This window comes from Pantoea sp. EKM10T (assembly GCF_011800685.1).
In the GTDB taxonomy this organism is placed as follows: Bacteria; Pseudomonadota; Gammaproteobacteria; order Enterobacterales; family Enterobacteriaceae; genus Pantoea; species Pantoea agglomerans.
The window spans coordinates 680,037-695,293 of the sequence record NZ_JAALEU010000001.1 but is presented as its reverse complement, the minus strand read 5'-3'; the positions used below and the strand labels follow the sequence as shown (position 1 = coordinate 695,293).

Here is a 15,257-nt window from a genome sequence, read left to right as displayed (position 1 = left end):
GGAAGCGTGCTATGCGATCCTGGCTGACTGGCCTGCCGATCCTGCTCTGCCTGACGGCCTGCAGCAGTGAAAAACCGATGATCAATACGTCACAGTCGCTGGTGATGGAGTCCTCTGTGTTGTCGGCAGGGATCATTACCGATGAACCGACGCTGGATGAGAACGATGGACTGAAGCGTGCCACCAGCGTGCTCTATAATCAGCGCGAAACACCGGTTGTTGTGCACTATCGTTACTACTGGTATGACGACAAAGGGCTGGAAATCACCCCGCAGGAACCGGCGCAGACCGTTACCGTTCCGGCGCAGGGCAGCATTATCGCCACTTCGCAACTGGGTAACCTGACGGCCAGCAAGGTTCGTCTTTATCTCTATCTTTAAGGATTTTCTACGTGATACGCAGTGTTAATCGTACCGGAGCGCTACTGATGGCGCTCATTCTGACCGGCTGTGTCGTGAAACAGCAGCAGCCTGCACCGGTTGAACCGACTCAGCCTGTGGAGCCGGTGCAGCCCGTTCCACAACCTGAACCGGTGCCGCAACCGCAGCCTGTGCCGCAGCCACCGAAACTGGTCACTATCAACTGGGATGCCAGCGTTCAGCCGCTGGTGGCACAGATGTTACAGGCCGCCAGCGCCGAGCCGGGCAGCGTGTTGCTGGTGGATCGGGTTAAAAACAGCACCAACGGTGCGCTGCAAAGCGAGAAAGCGACGGCAGCTATCCAGAATGCGCTGAATAACAACGGCAAATTCACCCTGGTTTCTGCTGACCAACTGGCGCAGGCCAAGCAGACGCTGGGATTATCGCCGGATGACAGCCTGAACTCGCGCAGTAAAGCGATTGGCCTGGCGCGTAACGTTAATGCTCAGTATGTGCTCTACAGCAACGCGCGTGGCGATGTCAAAGCGCCGACGCTGCAAATGCAACTGATGCTGGTTCAGACAGGCGAGATCATCTGGTCCGGCAACGGCATTGCACAGAATTAATCCCGCTTTCCAGCGGATGATTCAGCAGGTCACCGGCGAACCAGAAAAGACATCCTTTATCCCGCTGGCCGGTCTGACCGGGCATAGCCAGAAGATTGTCAGCCCGCGCGGAACTTTTATCGCGCGGGCGGCACCGCAACCGGTTATTCCGTTTGTGGATCGGCAGCGCGAATTCCGTCTGTTACGCAAACTGCAAGCCAGCGGAGTGGCACCGCAGCCCGTGGCGGGCCATCGTCAGGGGATTATCATGACCTGGTGCGCAGGCGAAGCGCTGGATGAACACCGTTTCAGCCAGCAGCGTCCACAGATCGTGGCACTGCTACAGCAGCTGCATCAGCAGCCGCTGACCGGCTATCGTCTGCAGTTGTTGCCGCTGTTATGGCGCTACTGGCAGCTCACTCCACAGCGGCATCACCGCTGGTTGCGGGCGCTCAGACGTCTGACGCAGCAGGGTGAACCTCACCCGCTGCGGCTGGCTCCGCTGCACATGGATCTGCATGCCGGAAATGTCATACAAGGTCCCGAAGGTCTGCGTCTGATCGACTGGGAGTATGCCGCCGATGGCGACGTGGCGCTGGAGCTGGCGGCTGTCTGTGCCAGCGATCCGCAGCACCAGGCCGAGTGGCTGGCTGAGTATGCCGCGGCGATGCAGTTGCCGCTTACCGCGCTGGTGCAGCAGGTCAGACGCTGGCAGCCCTGGCTGCAGTTGCTGATGGCCAGCTGGTATCAGCTCCGTGCCGGTCAGCGTGATGACGACACATTACAACAGCTGGCTCGACAGAGCTGGGAACAGATTTAATCGCGTTACGCAGGTGCGTTTCGCTACAGGATTCATGATATGAGATCAGATTTACCCGGCCCCCTGATGCTTGACGTCGAGGGTTATGAACTGGATGGCGAAGAGCGCGACATCCTGCAGCATCCGCTGGTGGGCGGTTTAATTTTATTTGCCCGAAATTATCATGATCCCGCACAGCTGGCTGAGCTGGTGCGGCAGATCCGCGCCGCCTCTCACACCCGGCTGGTAGTGGCGGTGGATCAGGAGGGCGGTCGCGTGCAGCGTTTCCGTGACGGCTTCACCCAACTGCCTGCCATGCAATCTTTTGCTGCGTTGCACGACCTGGATACCGCCGGTGAACTGGCGCAACAGGCGGGATGGCAAATGGCGACCGAGATGATCGCCATGGATATTGATATCAGCTTTGCGCCGGTACTCGATATTGGTCATATCAGCGCCGCGATTGGCGACCGTTCTTTCCATGCCGATCCGGCCATCGCCCTTGACGTCGCCCGCCGCTTTATTGCCGGGATGCACGAGGCGGGCATGAAGACTACGGGCAAACATTTTCCGGGTCACGGTGCGGTGAGTGCGGATTCGCATAAAGAGACCCCACGCGATCCGCGGGACGAAAAGACGCTGCGTGAGCATGACATGGCAATCTTCAGCAAGCTGATTACCGAACAGGCACTGGACGCCATCATGCCCGCACACGTCATCTACTCCGAAGTTGATCCGCTGCCCGCCAGTGGTTCGCCATACTGGCTTAAAACCGTGCTGCGTAAGCAACTGGGCTTTGACGGTATTATTTTCTCCGACGATCTGTCGATGGAGGGCGCTGCGGTGATGGGCAGCTATCCTGAGCGGGCGCAGCAGTCTCTTTCCGCGGGCTGTGACATGATTCTGGTCTGCAATCAGCGTCAGGGCGCCATCAGTGTACTGGATAACCTGATCCCGGTCGGGTCAGAGCGGGTTACACAGCTGTATCATCAGGGCAGGTTTACCCGCGATGAACTGCGGGGAACGCATCGCTGGAAAAATAATGCTCAGCAACTGAGTGCGCTTCAGGAACGCTGGCTGGCTCATAAGGCGTCGTGGTAAGCAGTGACTGCCCGGCGCTATCACTACCTTGAGGATTATCATGATCATCTATCTGCACGGTTTTGATTCCAACAGTCCGGGCAATCACGAAAAAGTGCTGCAACTGCAATTTATCGATCCTGACGTCAGGTTGATCAGTTACAGCACCCGCCATCCCAAACATGACATGCAGTTTCTGCTAAAAGAGACCGATAAGATGCTGACGCTTTCTGACGACGACCGGCCGCTGATTTGCGGCGTCGGACTGGGCGGCTTCTGGTCAGAGCGCATTGGATTTCTGTGCGGCATCCGGCAGGTGATTTTTAATCCCAACCTCTCGCCGCAGGCGAACATGGAAGGGAAGATCGACCGGCCGGAGGAGTATCAGGATATCGCAACGAAGTGCGTCAGCGATTTTCGCGAGCGTAATCGTGACCGCTGTCTGGCCATTCTCTCCCGTCACGATGAGGCGCTCGACAGCCAGCACATTGCTGACCAGCTGCATCCGTTTTATGAAATTGTCTGGGATGAGACGGAAGGGCACAAATTCAAAAATATATCCCCACATCTTAAGCGGATAAAAGCTTTTAAAACATTAGGTTAAGCAGCAAAGGCACCGCAAGGTGCCTGTTTTTATTACGTAATTATCTGAGTTTTATTTTCCCGCTTTGATGTATATCAATATTCTTATGTTCTCCTCTTCCCGCCATGCTATTCTCCCAGCAGATTGCGATTTTAACTTCGCCAACCCTATGTTTCTTAAGGTTTAATTTAACCTTTGGTTAACTTTTGGTTCACAATTTGAGGGGGTCTTTGTTGACTACGTCTGTTAAGAAAATTGTTATTGTCGGAGGGGGAGCGGGCGGCCTGGAAATGGCCACGCAGCTGGGCCATAAACTGGGTCGTAAAAAGAAGGCCGAGATTATCCTGGTTGATCGTAACCACAGTCACTTGTGGAAGCCGCTGCTGCACGAAGTGGCGACCGGCTCAATGGACGAAGGCATTGATGCATTGAGCTATCTGGCTCATGCCCGCAATCACGGTTTTGAGTTCCAGCTGGGTTCGCTCACCGATATCGATCGCACCCGAAAAGTGATCCGCCTGGCCGAAGTGCTGAATGCGCAGGGCGAAGTGCTGGTGCCACAGCGTGAAGTGGCCTACGACCAGTTGGTAATGGCGCTGGGCAGCACCTCGAATGATTTCGGTACGCCAGGCGTCAAAGATCACTGCATCTTCCTGGATAATCCGTATCAGGCGCGTCGTTTCCATAACGAAATGCTCAACCTGTTCCTGAAATTCTCCGCCAGCGAAGGCCGGGTCGAGAAAGTTAACATCGCCATCGTGGGCGGCGGGGCAACAGGCGTTGAGCTGTCAGCTGAATTGCACAACGCGGTGAAACAGCTGCACAGCTACGGCTTCAAAGGCCTGGGACGCGAAGCGCTGAATGTGACGCTGGTTGAAGCGGGTGAACGTATCCTGCCGGCACTGCCACCACGCATCTCTGCTGCGGCACATCAGGAGCTGACCAAGCTGGGCGTTCGCGTGCTGACGCAGACCATGGTCACCAGCGCCGAGCGTAATGGCCTGAATACCAAAGGCGGTGAGTTTATCGAAGCCGATCTGATGGTCTGGGCGGCTGGGATTAAAGCACCCGACTTCCTGAAAGAGATTGGCGGACTGGAAACCAACCGCATCAATCAGCTGGTGGTCAAAGAGACGCTGCAAACCACGCTGGACGATGACATCTACGCGATTGGCGACTGCGCCTCCTGCGCCTTGCCGGGCGGCGGTTTTGTACCACCACGCGCCCAGTCAGCGCATCAGATGGCTTCACGCGCCATGGAAAACATCCTGGCGCAGCGTCACGGTAAGCCGCTGAAAGCCTATGTCTATAAAGATCATGGCTCGCTGGTATCGCTCTCCCGCTTCAGTACGGTCGGCAGCCTGATGGGCAACCTGATGCGTGGCTCAATGATGGTGGAAGGGCGCATCGCGCGCTTTGTCTACATCTCGCTTTACCGTATGCACCAGATTGCGCTGCACGGCTACTTCAAAACCGGGCTGATGATGCTGGTCGGCAGTATTAACCGGGTTATTCGTCCCCGGCTGAAGCTGCACTAAGCAACAGCAATAACGCTGGCTAATTAATGGTAAGCCTCCTCGATTCGATTCAGAGGGGGCTTTTTTTATGTCCTTGAGGGTCACACATTAAGACAAATTAAACATCAGTTTCCTGTATGATGATTAATAAGAAATCCCGGCCTTAATGCCGGGATTTTACTTTACAGGTCAGTCAATTATCCTTCATTCGCTAGCCGGATAAGCAGCTTTCCCGGCCCGGTGATCACCTCGATCTTCTGCCCGGTCGTAAATCCCAGCGCTTCCAGCCAGCGGCCTTTAATGGTGAGCTGCGGCAGTGGGTTCGGCTGGCCCCTATTAGGCCGGTATCCCACTCTGTAATAATGTGCTCGCGATTCACCAGCGGCGGTTGTGGACGTGCGGGTCCCTGACTTATGATGCGTGTCAGCCATAATCAACTCCTTATCAGTTGGTGGTGGTCAGCGGGCTGTTGGTGTTCCACCACCTTCAGTCCGCGCTAAAAAATCTCTCGTTATGTGCTTCCTGTTCTGTTTTTACCTGTTTAAATATACACCTCCTGCCACGTAAACTCGCTGAAAGCTGAGTAATAAATTGCGAGCTGTCTCTGAAAACAGATAGTTTTTCTCCGGTCTGGCTTTCGTTCATTTTTTCTTCGCAGTCAGCTTGAAAGTAACGCTTCTTGGAAAAATGCAGATGTTATCTTTCCGAATACCTTCATTTATTCAGAGAGGTTTAAATAGAACTGTAACTTAATCTTTTAATGGGTTATGGATATACAGGTCAGTTAATAATCTGCGTTAATGGATTGTATAAGGCAGGATAATTTTCTGGATGTATGTGCCGTAATGGTTTTCAGGGGTTTGGCTTTTTTATGGCAACTCGGTCTTGATACCTCTAATTCTTTTTGGTCTAATAGTGCCATTAAGAATTGATTGATAACTAACCGCCAGGATGAGTCCTGTGGTTAAATTCTTTACTTAACCTAAATTAAATGGCCGAAGTGCCATTTAATAAGGCTGGCGTTTAAGTTTCACATTGACTCAGGCCAGCCTGTTTTAAAAAATCCGGGTATGAATAGATGCTCTCCGACCGATCTGAACATCAGGCGCGGAGCGCTACATGAAATTCCTGTCCGATACAGGCGGATAGATAAAAAATTATCCTGTCCGTCGGGTATTGGTGATTCAGGGAACGAAGTCCTGCGTTAAGCGCAGGGAAATAATGTTAAATTATGAAAAGGAATTAATTACATGACTTCTAAAATGACGATGCTGGCATTACTGTGTGGCGGTCTGCTCGTGGGCAGCAATGCACTGGCTGATAATCACACGGTCTCGGTTGGTTATGCGCAAAGCAAAGTTGAAGACTTTAAAAACATCCGCGGTGTCAATGTTCAGTATCGCTATGAATGGAATTCTCCTCTCAGTGTGATTGGCTCATTCAGCTACATGAAAGGCGATGACAGTTATTCCGAGCAGAATGATTATTTTGACGGTCTTGAGAAATATAATGAAAAAATTGAAGCGAAATATTATTCCCTGATGGCGGGTCCGGCATACCGTATTAATGACTATGTCAGTTTCTACGGCTTAATTGGGGTCGCGCGTACCAAAGTAGAAGATAAAGCCAATTACCAGTCACAGTACGCACAGTATTCGGGTTCTTACAGCGAAAGCAAAACATCCTTTGCCTACGGTGCGGGTGTCGTGGTTAATCCTATCAGCAATCTCTCTGTGAGTGTTGGATATGAAGGTACTCGCGTAAAATATAACGAAGATGTTGCCATCAATGGTTTTAACATCGGCGTTGGCTATCGTTTCTAAGTTGCCTGAAGCCTGTAACCCCGGCCGTCTGGCTGGGGTTATTTATTCCTGCGCCGGGTAAGTGAGGGGCAGACGGCGAATTTGCTTTAAATGTTTTCATGTGCAAACTGATAACGTGACTGCCGGCTTTACTTCCGATTAGTTATTATTAGCTGATTGATTCTACTATTATTATCCATAATTCCCTGAAACTGTCAGTGCGGCTTTCCAGCCTCAGAACTCTCCTAAAAACTGGTCCTGATAGCAAAGTGACCAATTTCCTCCATTTATCTGATGTTGCATTTTCGGTCCATCTGTAAAACTTCATCTCAACAAACACGGCGCGTCGCGCACGCCGGTTATACCTCAGTTAACGAGGATGCTTTAGCAGCAGGATTGCGCGGTAACACTTTTCAGGAGGAACTTCCTGTGAATAAATCAATGTTAGCGGGTATCGGTATTGGTGTGGCAGCAGCTCTGGGTGTTGCAGCCGTAGCAGGCATGAACGTGTTTGATCGCGGTCCTCAATATGCTCAGGTACTGTCTGCAACGCCAATCAAAGAGAGCATTAAACAGCCTCGTCAGGAGTGCCGTAATGTCACTTTGACTCACCGTCGGGCCGTGCAGGATGAAAACCGTCTTGCCGGGTCTGTATTAGGTGCAGTGGCAGGTGGAGTGCTGGGTCACCAGTTTGGTGGCGGTCGCGGCAGAGATGTGGCGACAGTAGCAGGTGCGGTAGCGGGTGGTTATGCCGGTAATCAGGTCCAGGGCGGACTGCAGGATCGGGATACCTACACCACAACCGAACAGCGCTGCAAAACCGTTTACGACAAACAAGAGAAAAAACTGGGATATGACGTGACCTATAAAATAGGCGATCAGCAGGGTAAAATCCGTATGGAAAATGACCCCGGCACGCGTATTCCACTGGATCGCAATGGTCAGCTGGTTCTCAACGGCGATCAGGCGTAATTGGGCAAAGCTTTGCCGCTCACGCGGCCACACAGCACAACGTGATACAGCAGTAATGAAAAAGGCGCATCTCAGGATGCGCCTTTTTTTTGCGGCAAACTAACCGGCGTTTTACCGGTTAGATCACCAACGCACGGGCAGGGTGTTACGCCTGCCGCTGAGCCAGTTGCGAAACGAAGCCCTGCACCCACTCAAGCCGCACCTTTCTTTCCGATAGCTCACGGGTAAACCGCAGTCGCGTCGGCCCATCCAGCTTCCACTGCTGAGGCTCTTTCTGCAGCAGGCCTATCAGCCATGCCGGATCCACGTTGTTCTTCGGCGCAAAATCGAAATAACCGCCTTTGTCGCTGGCTTCGATCTTACGCAGACCGACAGCGCGGGCTTTCAGCCGGATAATCGCCACATCCAGCAGATTACGCGCCGGATCGGGCAGCAGGCCAAAGCGGTCGATCATCTCAACCTTCAGCTCCTGCAACTCCTCTTCAGCCTCCGCGCTGGCGATGCGTTTATAGAGTGAAAGACGGGTACTGACATCCGGGATAAAGGTCTCGGGCAGCAGGGCGGGCATCCGCAGCTCCACCTCGGTCTGGTTGCTGGTGAGATCTTCCAGTGACGGCTCGCGACCCGCTTTCAGCGCCTCGACCGCATTCTCCAGCAGCTCCATATAAAGCGTGAAGCCCAGCGTCTCCATCTGTCCGCTCTGCTCATCACCCAGCAGTTCGCCAGCACCGCGAATCTCCAGGTCATGCGTTGCCAGGGCAAAACCGGCTCCCAGATCTTCCAGTGAAGCGATCGCCTCCAGCCGCTTATGCGCATCGGCGGTCATTGACTTCGGATGCGGCGTTAACAGCCAGGCATAAGCCTGATGATGTGAACGCCCGACGCGACCACGCAGCTGATGCAGCTGCGCCAGGCCAAAGTGATCGGCCCGCTCAATGATGATGGTATTGGCGGTCGGAATGTCGATACCGGTTTCGATAATGGTGGTACAGACCAGCACGTTAAAACGCTGATGGTGGAAATCGTTCATCACCCGTTCCAGATCACGCTCACGCATCTGACCATGGCCAATCGCGACACGCGCTTCCGGCACCAGTTCGCTGAGACGCTGCGCCGCTTTCTCGATATTTTCAACGTCATTGTAGAGATAGTAGACCTGTCCGCCACGCAGAACCTCACGCAGGATCGCTTCGCGGATCACCAGATCGTCAAATTCACGGACAAAGGTTTTCACCGCTAAACGGCGGGCAGGTGGCGTGGCGATGATCGAGAGATCGCGCATGCCGCTCATGGCCATATTCAGGGTGCGAGGGATTGGCGTTGCGGTCAGCGTCAGAATGTCCACATCGGCGCGCATCGCCTTGATGCGCTCTTTGTGACGCACCCCGAAACGGTGCTCTTCATCGACAATCAGCAGACCAAGATCGTGCCATTTGAGATCGCTCATCAGCAGCTTATGGGTGCCGATTAAGATGTCGATCTTGCCATCGCTGGCCTGTTCCAGCACCTGCGTCTGCTCTTTGGCAGTGCGGAAACGGGAAAGCATCTCAATGCGAACCGGCCAGTTGGCGAAGCGATCGCGGAAGTTGTCGTAATGCTGCTGTGCCAGCAGGGTGGTCGGCACCAGTACGGCCACCTGTTTATGGTTCTCAATCGCCAGAAACGCCGCGCGCATGGCCACTTCGGTTTTACCGAAACCAACGTCGCCGCACACCAGACGGTCCATCGCCAGCGGCTCGCACATATCACTCAGCACCGCGTTGATCGCCTGCGCCTGGTCCGGGGTGGTTTCAAACGGGAAGCTTTCGCAGAACAGCTGATACTGCTCGCGATTATGCTTAAAGGCAAAGCCGGTTTTGGCGGCGCGCTGAGCATAGATATCCAGCAGTTCAGCCGCCACATCACGCACTTTCTCAGCCGCTTTCTGCCGTGCGCGTGACCAGGCATCGCTGCCCAGTTTGTGCAGTGGTGCATTATCGTCGGCACCGCCCGCGTAGCGGCTGATCAGGTGCAGCGATGAAACCGGCACATAAAGTTTGGCGTCGTTGGCGTAGGAGAGCATCAGGTATTCCGCCTCAATGCCGCCGGCTTCCAGCGTGGTGAGGCCGATATAACGACCCACACCGTGTTCCAGATGCACCACCGGCTGGCCGGGATGTAGCTCCGCCAGGTTACGGATCAGAATGTCCGGATTGATAGTGCGACGGGTATCCTGACGGCGACGGCTGACGCGTTCGCCCAGCAAATCGCTTTCGCAAATCAGCGCCCGGTTGCCCTGGGTATCAATAAAACCGCGCTCGCTGGCGCCGATCATTAGTCGGAAACGCTCTTCGCCGGTCTCATCGAAGCGGTGCACCGGCTGAGGACGCAGTTTAATCCGGGCCAGCAGATCCTGCAGGCTCTCACGGCGGCCTTCACTTTCGACCGAGAAGACCACGGTGCCGCTGAAGGTCTCAATAAACTGACGCAGATGATCCAGCGGCGCTTTTGCCTGCGCCTGAACGGTCAGATCAGGCAGCGGGGTATAACCGAGGTTGGTATTCGCGGCTTTGGCGGGCAGCACCTCATTGGTCATCTGGATGCGCGGCCAGGCTTTCAGCTCCCCCATTAATGCATCCGGACGCAGCCACAGGGTGGCCGGTTCCAGCAGTGGACGCATCGGATCAACGCGGCGATTTTCATAACGCGCCTCGGCATCCTGCCAGAAGCGGCTGGCGCTGCCTTCAAGATCGCCGCAGTTCACAATCAGGGTATTATCCGGCAGATAGCTGAACAGGCTGGGTAACGGCTGCTCAAAAAACAGCGGCTGCCAGTATTCGATGCCCGCTGGCAACGTGCCTTTGCTGACCTGCTGATAGACATGCTCCGACTCACGGCGCACATCAAACGTTTCACGCCAGCGGCTGCGGAACAGCTCAATGGCGGCTTTGTCGCTGGGAAACTCATGCGCAGGCAGCAGGTTAATTTCGGGGACCGCTTCCAGCGTGCGCTGACTGTCGACATCGAACAGGCGCAGGCTGTCGATCTCATCATCGAAAAAGTCGATGCGGTAGGGCTGATCGCTGCCCATCGGGAACAGATCGAGCAGGGCGCCGCGCGTGGCGTATTCACCGTGCTCCATCACCTGATCGACATGGCGATAACCGGCCTGCTCAAGCTGGTCGCGCAGCCGGTCGCGTGACAGTTTTTGCCCCTGCTTCATCACCAGCGCATGACCGTGCAGGAAACTGTGCGGGCAGACGCGCTGCATCAGGGTGTTGACCGGCATGATCAGCATACCGCGCTGCATCACCGGCAGCTGGTAGAGGGTCGACAGGCGGGCGGAGATAATATCCTGATGCGGCGAAAAGCTGTCGTAGGGCAGCGTTTCCCAGTCGGCAAGGTGCGCCACCGGCAGATCGGTAAACTGGCGGATTTCATCCAGCAGACGCAGAGCGGTTTGGGTATCGGGTGTAATCATTAACACCGGACCAGCATGTCGTTCGGTAATGCTGGCACACTCCACCGCGTGCGCCGCGCCTATGAGCTGGCCGAGCTGACGGTGATCGCCGGATTTAACGGGCAGGGTATAACGAGTCTGTTCGGGCATGGGATCTCGGGGTTGCTCCATTTTTCCAGGACGTAATCATTCCATATTATGTCAGGGGGATCACCTCTGCGGCACAATTTTCCTGCCGCGCCGCGCTGAACCAGGGGATCGGTCAGCCATTACCGGGCGTCAGCGGTAATCGTGCGGATAAAGAGAGGATAGACGGAGTCTGGCAAGGGATCAGAAAAAACCGCCGTCGCCATGCAGCGACGGGGTTAAACGGGCATTTTATTTTATGGATTGCTGTGTGTAATGCATGCGTGGGCGGTCGATATTCGCCCAGGATAACTCCTGCTCAGGATGATAGCTGAGGTTACCGTCGTCCCACTTAACGTAGTAGCCGGCTGGTGCGTTTCCCTGCTCAAAGACGTTGATGATTTCGCCTCTGATCTCCCCGGATTTATGTTTAACGATGCTGCCTTTGGGAAATTTCAACATGGTCGCTACCTCATACTGCCCGGCAATAAATCACCTGTGATCATGGTACTGATTGTAGTCTACCCCCCTGAGCGCTGAATAATCAGCCAATAAGCGGCGGCTTTATCGGCTATTCCGCTGCTTTGGCACGTAAAGTGACGCATCCGGATGCAACTTTGCTGCCGACTCAGAGGGTTAGAGGTTTCATAAAGCCAGCCGCTCCTTTATCATCCCACTACCTATTTTCAGGCAACGGCTTACTGGATTCCATGTATCAACCTGTCGCGCTATTTATCGGTCTGCGTTATATGCGCGGACGAGCATCGGATCGCTTCGGTCGCTTTGTCTCCTGGCTCTCAACGATTGGCATTACGCTCGGCGTGCTGGCGATGGTCACCGTGTTATCGGTGATGAACGGTTTTGAGCGTGAACTCGAAGGCAATATTCTTGGCCTGATGCCTCAGGCGCTGATCACCAGCGACAAAGGCAGTCTCAATCCACAACAGCAACCCGCCAGCTCCCTGAATCTGCAGGGTGTCAGCCGTATCGCGCCGCTGACCACCGCCAATGTGGTGCTGCAAAGCCCGCACAGCGTCTCCGTTGGCGTGATGCTGGGCATTGAGCCGGCTGAAAAAGATCCGCTTACCCCTTTCCTGGTCAATACCCGGCAGAGCGTGCTGCAGGCCGGGCAGTATAATGTCATCCTTGGCGAACAGCTGGCATCCCAGCTTGGCGTAAAACGTGGCGATCAGCTGCGTCTGATGGTGCCGTCGGTCAGCCAGTTCACCCCGATGGGGCGCGTGCCAAGTCAGCGTCTGTTTACCGTAGCGGGCACCTATGCCGCTAACAGCGAAGTCGATGGTTATCAGATTCTGGTCAATCTTCAGGATGCGTCGCGCGTGATGCGCTATCCGGCCGGTAACATTACCGGCTGGCGACTGTGGCTGGATAAACCGCTGTCGGTCGACAGTCTGAGTCAGCAGACGCTGCCTGCGGGCCTGGTCTGGAAAGACTGGCGTGAGCGCAAAGGCGATCTCTTCCAGGCGGTGCGTATGGAGAAGAACATGATGGGCCTGCTGCTGAGCCTGATCATCGCCGTGGCTGCCTTTAACATCATCACTTCGTTAGGCTTGCTGATCATGGAGAAGCAGGGCGAAGTGGCGATCCTGCAAACCCAGGGCCTGACGCGCCGGCAAATAGTGGCGGTGTTTATGGTGCAGGGTGCCAGCGCCGGCATTATCGGCACGCTGCTCGGCACGCTGCTCGGTGTCTTGCTGGCCAGCCAGCTCAACAACTTAATGCCGGTGATTGGCCTGTTCCTTGATGGTGCCGCATTGCCGGTTGATATTAATGTGTGGCAGGTGGTCACCATCGCCCTCAGCGCCATGATTGTGGCGCTGTTGTCTACGCTCTATCCTTCGTGGCGCGCTGCCGCCGTTCAACCTGCTGAGGCTTTACGTTATGAGTAACACTCCTTTGTTGCAGTGCCGCGACCTGTGCAAACGCTATCAGGAAGGCAGCGTGCAGACCGATGTGCTGCGCAATGTGGCTTTCAGCCTCCAGCCCGGTGAACTGACAGCGATTGTCGGCAGCTCCGGTTCCGGTAAAAGTACGCTGCTGCATCTGCTCGGCGGCCTGGATGCACCGACATCGGGCGACGTGGTGTTTGATGGCCAGTCACTGAATGCGATGTCCTCGTCGGCCAAAGCGGAGCTGCGTAACCGCGAGCTGGGCTTTATCTATCAGTTCCACCATCTGCTGCCGGACTTCAGCGCGCTGGAGAACGTGGCGATGCCGCTGCTGATTGGCAAAACGGCTAAAACAGAAGCACAGGATCGCGCCCGTGAGATGCTGGCCGCGGTCGGGCTGGACCATCGCGCCGCGCACCGGCCTTCAGAACTGTCAGGCGGCGAACGCCAGCGCGTGGCGATTGCCCGGGCGCTGGTTAACCGCCCACGGCTGGTGATGGCGGATGAGCCAACCGGTAACCTTGATGCGCGCAACGCCGACGCCATTTTTGAATTACTGGGCGAACTGAACGTGCGTCAGGGCACCGCGTTTCTGGTGGTGACCCACGATCTGATGCTGGCAAAACGCATGACGCGTCAGATGGAGATGCGTGATGGTCAGTTAAGCGATCAGCTCACCATGGCAGGAGCGGTGTAATGGGTTCGTCGTTATCCCTGTTGCTGGGCCTGCGCTTTAGCCGGGGCCGCCGTCGTGGCGGCATGGTGTCGCTGATTTCGGTGATCTCTACCATCGGTATTGCGCTGGGCGTGGCAGTGCTGATTATCGGTCTGAGCGCCATGAATGGTTTTGAGCGTGAGCTGAACAACCGTATTCTGGCGGTAGTGCCGCATGGCGAGATCGAGGCGGTCAATCAGCCGTTCCAGCACTGGCAGTCGATGATTGCCCCGATTGAAAAGGTGCCCGGCATTGCGGCGGCGGCGCCTTATGTTAACTTCACCGGCCTGATTGAGAGCGGCGCCCGGCTGGAAGCGCTGCAGGTAAAGGGCGTTGATCCGGCACAGGAGCCGCGCCTCAGCGCCCTGCCACAGTTTGTGGCAGATAACGGCTGGTCCTCTTTTGCCGCCGGTAAGCAGCAGATCATTCTGGGCGGCGGCATTGCTAAATCGCTGAACGTGAAGCAGGGCGACTGGATCACCATCATGATCCCCAACAACGATGGTGATAACAAACTGCTTCAGCCTAAACGTATCCGGCTTCAGGTCAGCGGTATTCTGCAACTGAGCGGCATGCTCGATCACAGCCTGGCGCTGGTGCCTCTCGCCGATGCGCAGCACTATCTGGAGATGGGTGACAGCGTGTCCGGCATCGCCCTGAAGATGACCGACCCGTTCCAGGCGGTCAAACTGGTGCGGGATGCCGGTGAAGCGACCCGTTCCTACGTCTACATCAAGAGCTGGATTGGCACCTACGGCTATATGTACCGCGACATTCAGATGATCCGCGCCATCATGTATCTGGCGATGGTGCTGGTGATTGGCGTCGCCTGCTTTAACATCGTCTCAACGCTGGTGATGGCGGTGAAGGATAAGAGCAGTGACATTGCGGTGCTTCGTACCCTCGGTGCTAAAGACCGGCTGATCCGCGCCATCTTCATCTGGTACGGTTTGCTGGCAGGCTTGCTGGGCAGCGTCAGCGGCGTGGTCGCGGGCGTGCTGGTGGCGCTGAATCTGACCTCACTGGTGCGCGGGCTGGAGTCGGTTACCGGTCATCATCTGCTGGCGGGTGATATCTACTTCATTGATTTCCTGCCGTCGGAACTGCACTGGATTGATGTGTTCTCAGTATTGATTACCGCGATTCTGCTGAGCCTGCTGGCGAGCTGGTATCCCGCCAGACGCGCCAGCCGCATTGACCCGGCTCGGGTATTAAGCGGTCAGTGAAAAAATGCGGCGCGAATCCTTTTCGCGCCGCATCTGTTTAAGACCTTTGCTGTTGGGCGCGGCCCTCAGCAACCGTTACTATCGGGTGATGTTAACCCGGAATCTGTTTAGAGCGGCTCGCCGC

14 protein-coding genes are annotated in these 15,257 nt (G+C 55.4%); 11 read left to right on the top strand and 3 right to left on the bottom strand.

Translation table 11 applies throughout. The annotated features are described in order from the left end of the window. Positions 1-11 precede the first annotated feature (11 nt). From HFD95_RS03265 to HFD95_RS03240, 6 genes are all read left to right on the top strand, one after another. Positions 12-380 carry a YcfL family protein gene (locus HFD95_RS03265; protein ID WP_010246307.1) on the top strand — a complete coding sequence of 123 codons (369 nt, stop codon included), beginning with the start codon at positions 12-14 and terminating at the stop codon, positions 378-380. An 11-nt stretch (positions 381-391) separates the two neighbouring features. Beyond that, positions 392-985 carry a penicillin-binding protein activator LpoB gene (gene lpoB / locus HFD95_RS03260; protein WP_022625861.1) on the top strand — a complete coding sequence of 198 codons (594 nt, stop codon included), beginning with the start codon at positions 392-394 and terminating at the stop codon, positions 983-985. Between the two features lie 16 nt (positions 986-1,001). Beyond that, positions 1,002-1,784, top strand: coding sequence for a thiamine kinase (gene thiK / locus HFD95_RS03255; RefSeq protein WP_132498751.1), 783 nt, complete (start codon positions 1,002-1,004; stop codon positions 1,782-1,784). Between the two features lie 39 nt (positions 1,785-1,823). Then, a complete protein-coding gene (nagZ, locus tag HFD95_RS03250) occupies positions 1,824-2,864 on the top strand; it encodes a beta-N-acetylhexosaminidase (RefSeq protein WP_033786532.1) in 1,041 nt (346 codons plus the stop codon). 40 nt (positions 2,865-2,904) lie between these two features. After that, on the top strand, positions 2,905-3,447 hold the full coding sequence (gene ycfP / locus HFD95_RS03245; RefSeq protein ID WP_010246299.1) for an alpha/beta hydrolase YcfP: 543 nt from the start codon (positions 2,905-2,907) through the stop codon (positions 3,445-3,447). A gap of 212 nt (positions 3,448-3,659) precedes the next feature. Beyond that, a complete protein-coding gene (locus HFD95_RS03240) occupies positions 3,660-4,964 on the top strand; it encodes an NAD(P)/FAD-dependent oxidoreductase (RefSeq protein WP_167429821.1) in 1,305 nt (434 codons plus the stop codon). 176 nt (positions 4,965-5,140) lie between these two features. On the opposite strand, the gene HFD95_RS03235 is transcribed toward HFD95_RS03240, so the two are convergent. Continuing rightward, on the bottom strand, positions 5,141-5,374 hold the full coding sequence (locus HFD95_RS03235; protein WP_167429820.1) for a SymE family type I addiction module toxin: 234 nt from the start codon (positions 5,372-5,374) through the stop codon (positions 5,141-5,143). A gap of 819 nt (positions 5,375-6,193) precedes the next feature. Between HFD95_RS03235 and HFD95_RS03230 the strand changes: the two genes are divergently transcribed. Both HFD95_RS03230 and HFD95_RS03225 read left to right on the top strand, forming a co-directional pair. Beyond that, on the top strand, positions 6,194-6,766 hold the full coding sequence (locus HFD95_RS03230) for an Ail/Lom family outer membrane beta-barrel protein (protein WP_010246294.1): 573 nt from the start codon (positions 6,194-6,196) through the stop codon (positions 6,764-6,766). Positions 6,767-7,174: 408 nt separating this feature from the next. Beyond that, complete coding sequence (locus HFD95_RS03225) at positions 7,175-7,717, top strand: glycine zipper 2TM domain-containing protein (RefSeq protein ID WP_003849847.1); 543 nt, start codon at positions 7,175-7,177, stop codon at positions 7,715-7,717. Positions 7,718-7,862: 145 nt separating this feature from the next. Here HFD95_RS03225 and mfd read toward each other — a convergent pair whose 3' ends face one another. Both mfd and HFD95_RS03215 read right to left on the bottom strand, forming a co-directional pair. Further along, entirely contained in the window at positions 7,863-11,306 is a 3,444-nt protein-coding gene (mfd, locus tag HFD95_RS03220; protein WP_089414314.1) for a transcription-repair coupling factor, read from the bottom strand. Positions 11,307-11,534: 228 nt separating this feature from the next. Further along, positions 11,535-11,744, bottom strand: a complete 210-nt coding sequence (locus HFD95_RS03215; RefSeq protein ID WP_003849845.1) for a hypothetical protein — start codon at positions 11,742-11,744, stop codon at positions 11,535-11,537. 248 nt (positions 11,745-11,992) lie between these two features. On the opposite strand from HFD95_RS03215, the gene lolC reads away from it, so the two are divergent. The 3 genes from lolC to lolE are packed head-to-tail and all read left to right on the top strand — an operon-like array spanning position 11,993 to position 15,133. Next, positions 11,993-13,192, top strand: a complete 1,200-nt coding sequence (lolC, locus tag HFD95_RS03210; RefSeq protein WP_022625850.1) for a lipoprotein-releasing ABC transporter permease subunit LolC — start codon at positions 11,993-11,995, stop codon at positions 13,190-13,192. Next, positions 13,185-13,889, top strand: coding sequence for a lipoprotein-releasing ABC transporter ATP-binding protein LolD (gene lolD / locus HFD95_RS03205; RefSeq protein WP_010246282.1), 705 nt, complete (start codon positions 13,185-13,187; stop codon positions 13,887-13,889). The genes lolC and lolD overlap by 8 nt, the downstream gene beginning before the upstream one ends. Next, a complete protein-coding gene (lolE, locus tag HFD95_RS03200) occupies positions 13,889-15,133 on the top strand; it encodes a lipoprotein-releasing ABC transporter permease subunit LolE (protein WP_010669866.1) in 1,245 nt (414 codons plus the stop codon). The genes lolD and lolE overlap by 1 nt, the downstream gene beginning before the upstream one ends. Positions 15,134-15,257: the final 124 nt, after the last annotated feature.

Coding starts and splice junctions, on each gene's coding strand:
- HFD95_RS03265 (WP_010246307.1), top strand. CDS start 12: ATGCGATCCTGGCTGACTGGCCTGCCGATCCTGCTCTGCCTGACGGCC.
- thiK (WP_132498751.1), top strand. CDS start 1,002: ATGATTCAGCAGGTCACCGGCGAACCAGAAAAGACATCCTTTATCCCG.
- nagZ (WP_033786532.1), top strand. CDS start 1,824: ATGAGATCAGATTTACCCGGCCCCCTGATGCTTGACGTCGAGGGTTAT.
- ycfP (WP_010246299.1), top strand. CDS start 2,905: ATGATCATCTATCTGCACGGTTTTGATTCCAACAGTCCGGGCAATCAC.
- HFD95_RS03235 (WP_167429820.1), bottom strand. CDS start 5,374: ATGGCTGACACGCATCATAAGTCAGGGACCCGCACGTCCACAACCGCC.
- HFD95_RS03230 (WP_010246294.1), top strand. CDS start 6,194: ATGACTTCTAAAATGACGATGCTGGCATTACTGTGTGGCGGTCTGCTC.
- mfd (WP_089414314.1), bottom strand. CDS start 11,306: ATGCCCGAACAGACTCGTTATACCCTGCCCGTTAAATCCGGCGATCAC.
- HFD95_RS03215 (WP_003849845.1), bottom strand. CDS start 11,744: ATGTTGAAATTTCCCAAAGGCAGCATCGTTAAACATAAATCCGGGGAG.
- lolC (WP_022625850.1), top strand. CDS start 11,993: ATGTATCAACCTGTCGCGCTATTTATCGGTCTGCGTTATATGCGCGGA.
- lolD (WP_010246282.1), top strand. CDS start 13,185: ATGAGTAACACTCCTTTGTTGCAGTGCCGCGACCTGTGCAAACGCTAT.
- lolE (WP_010669866.1), top strand. CDS start 13,889: ATGGGTTCGTCGTTATCCCTGTTGCTGGGCCTGCGCTTTAGCCGGGGC.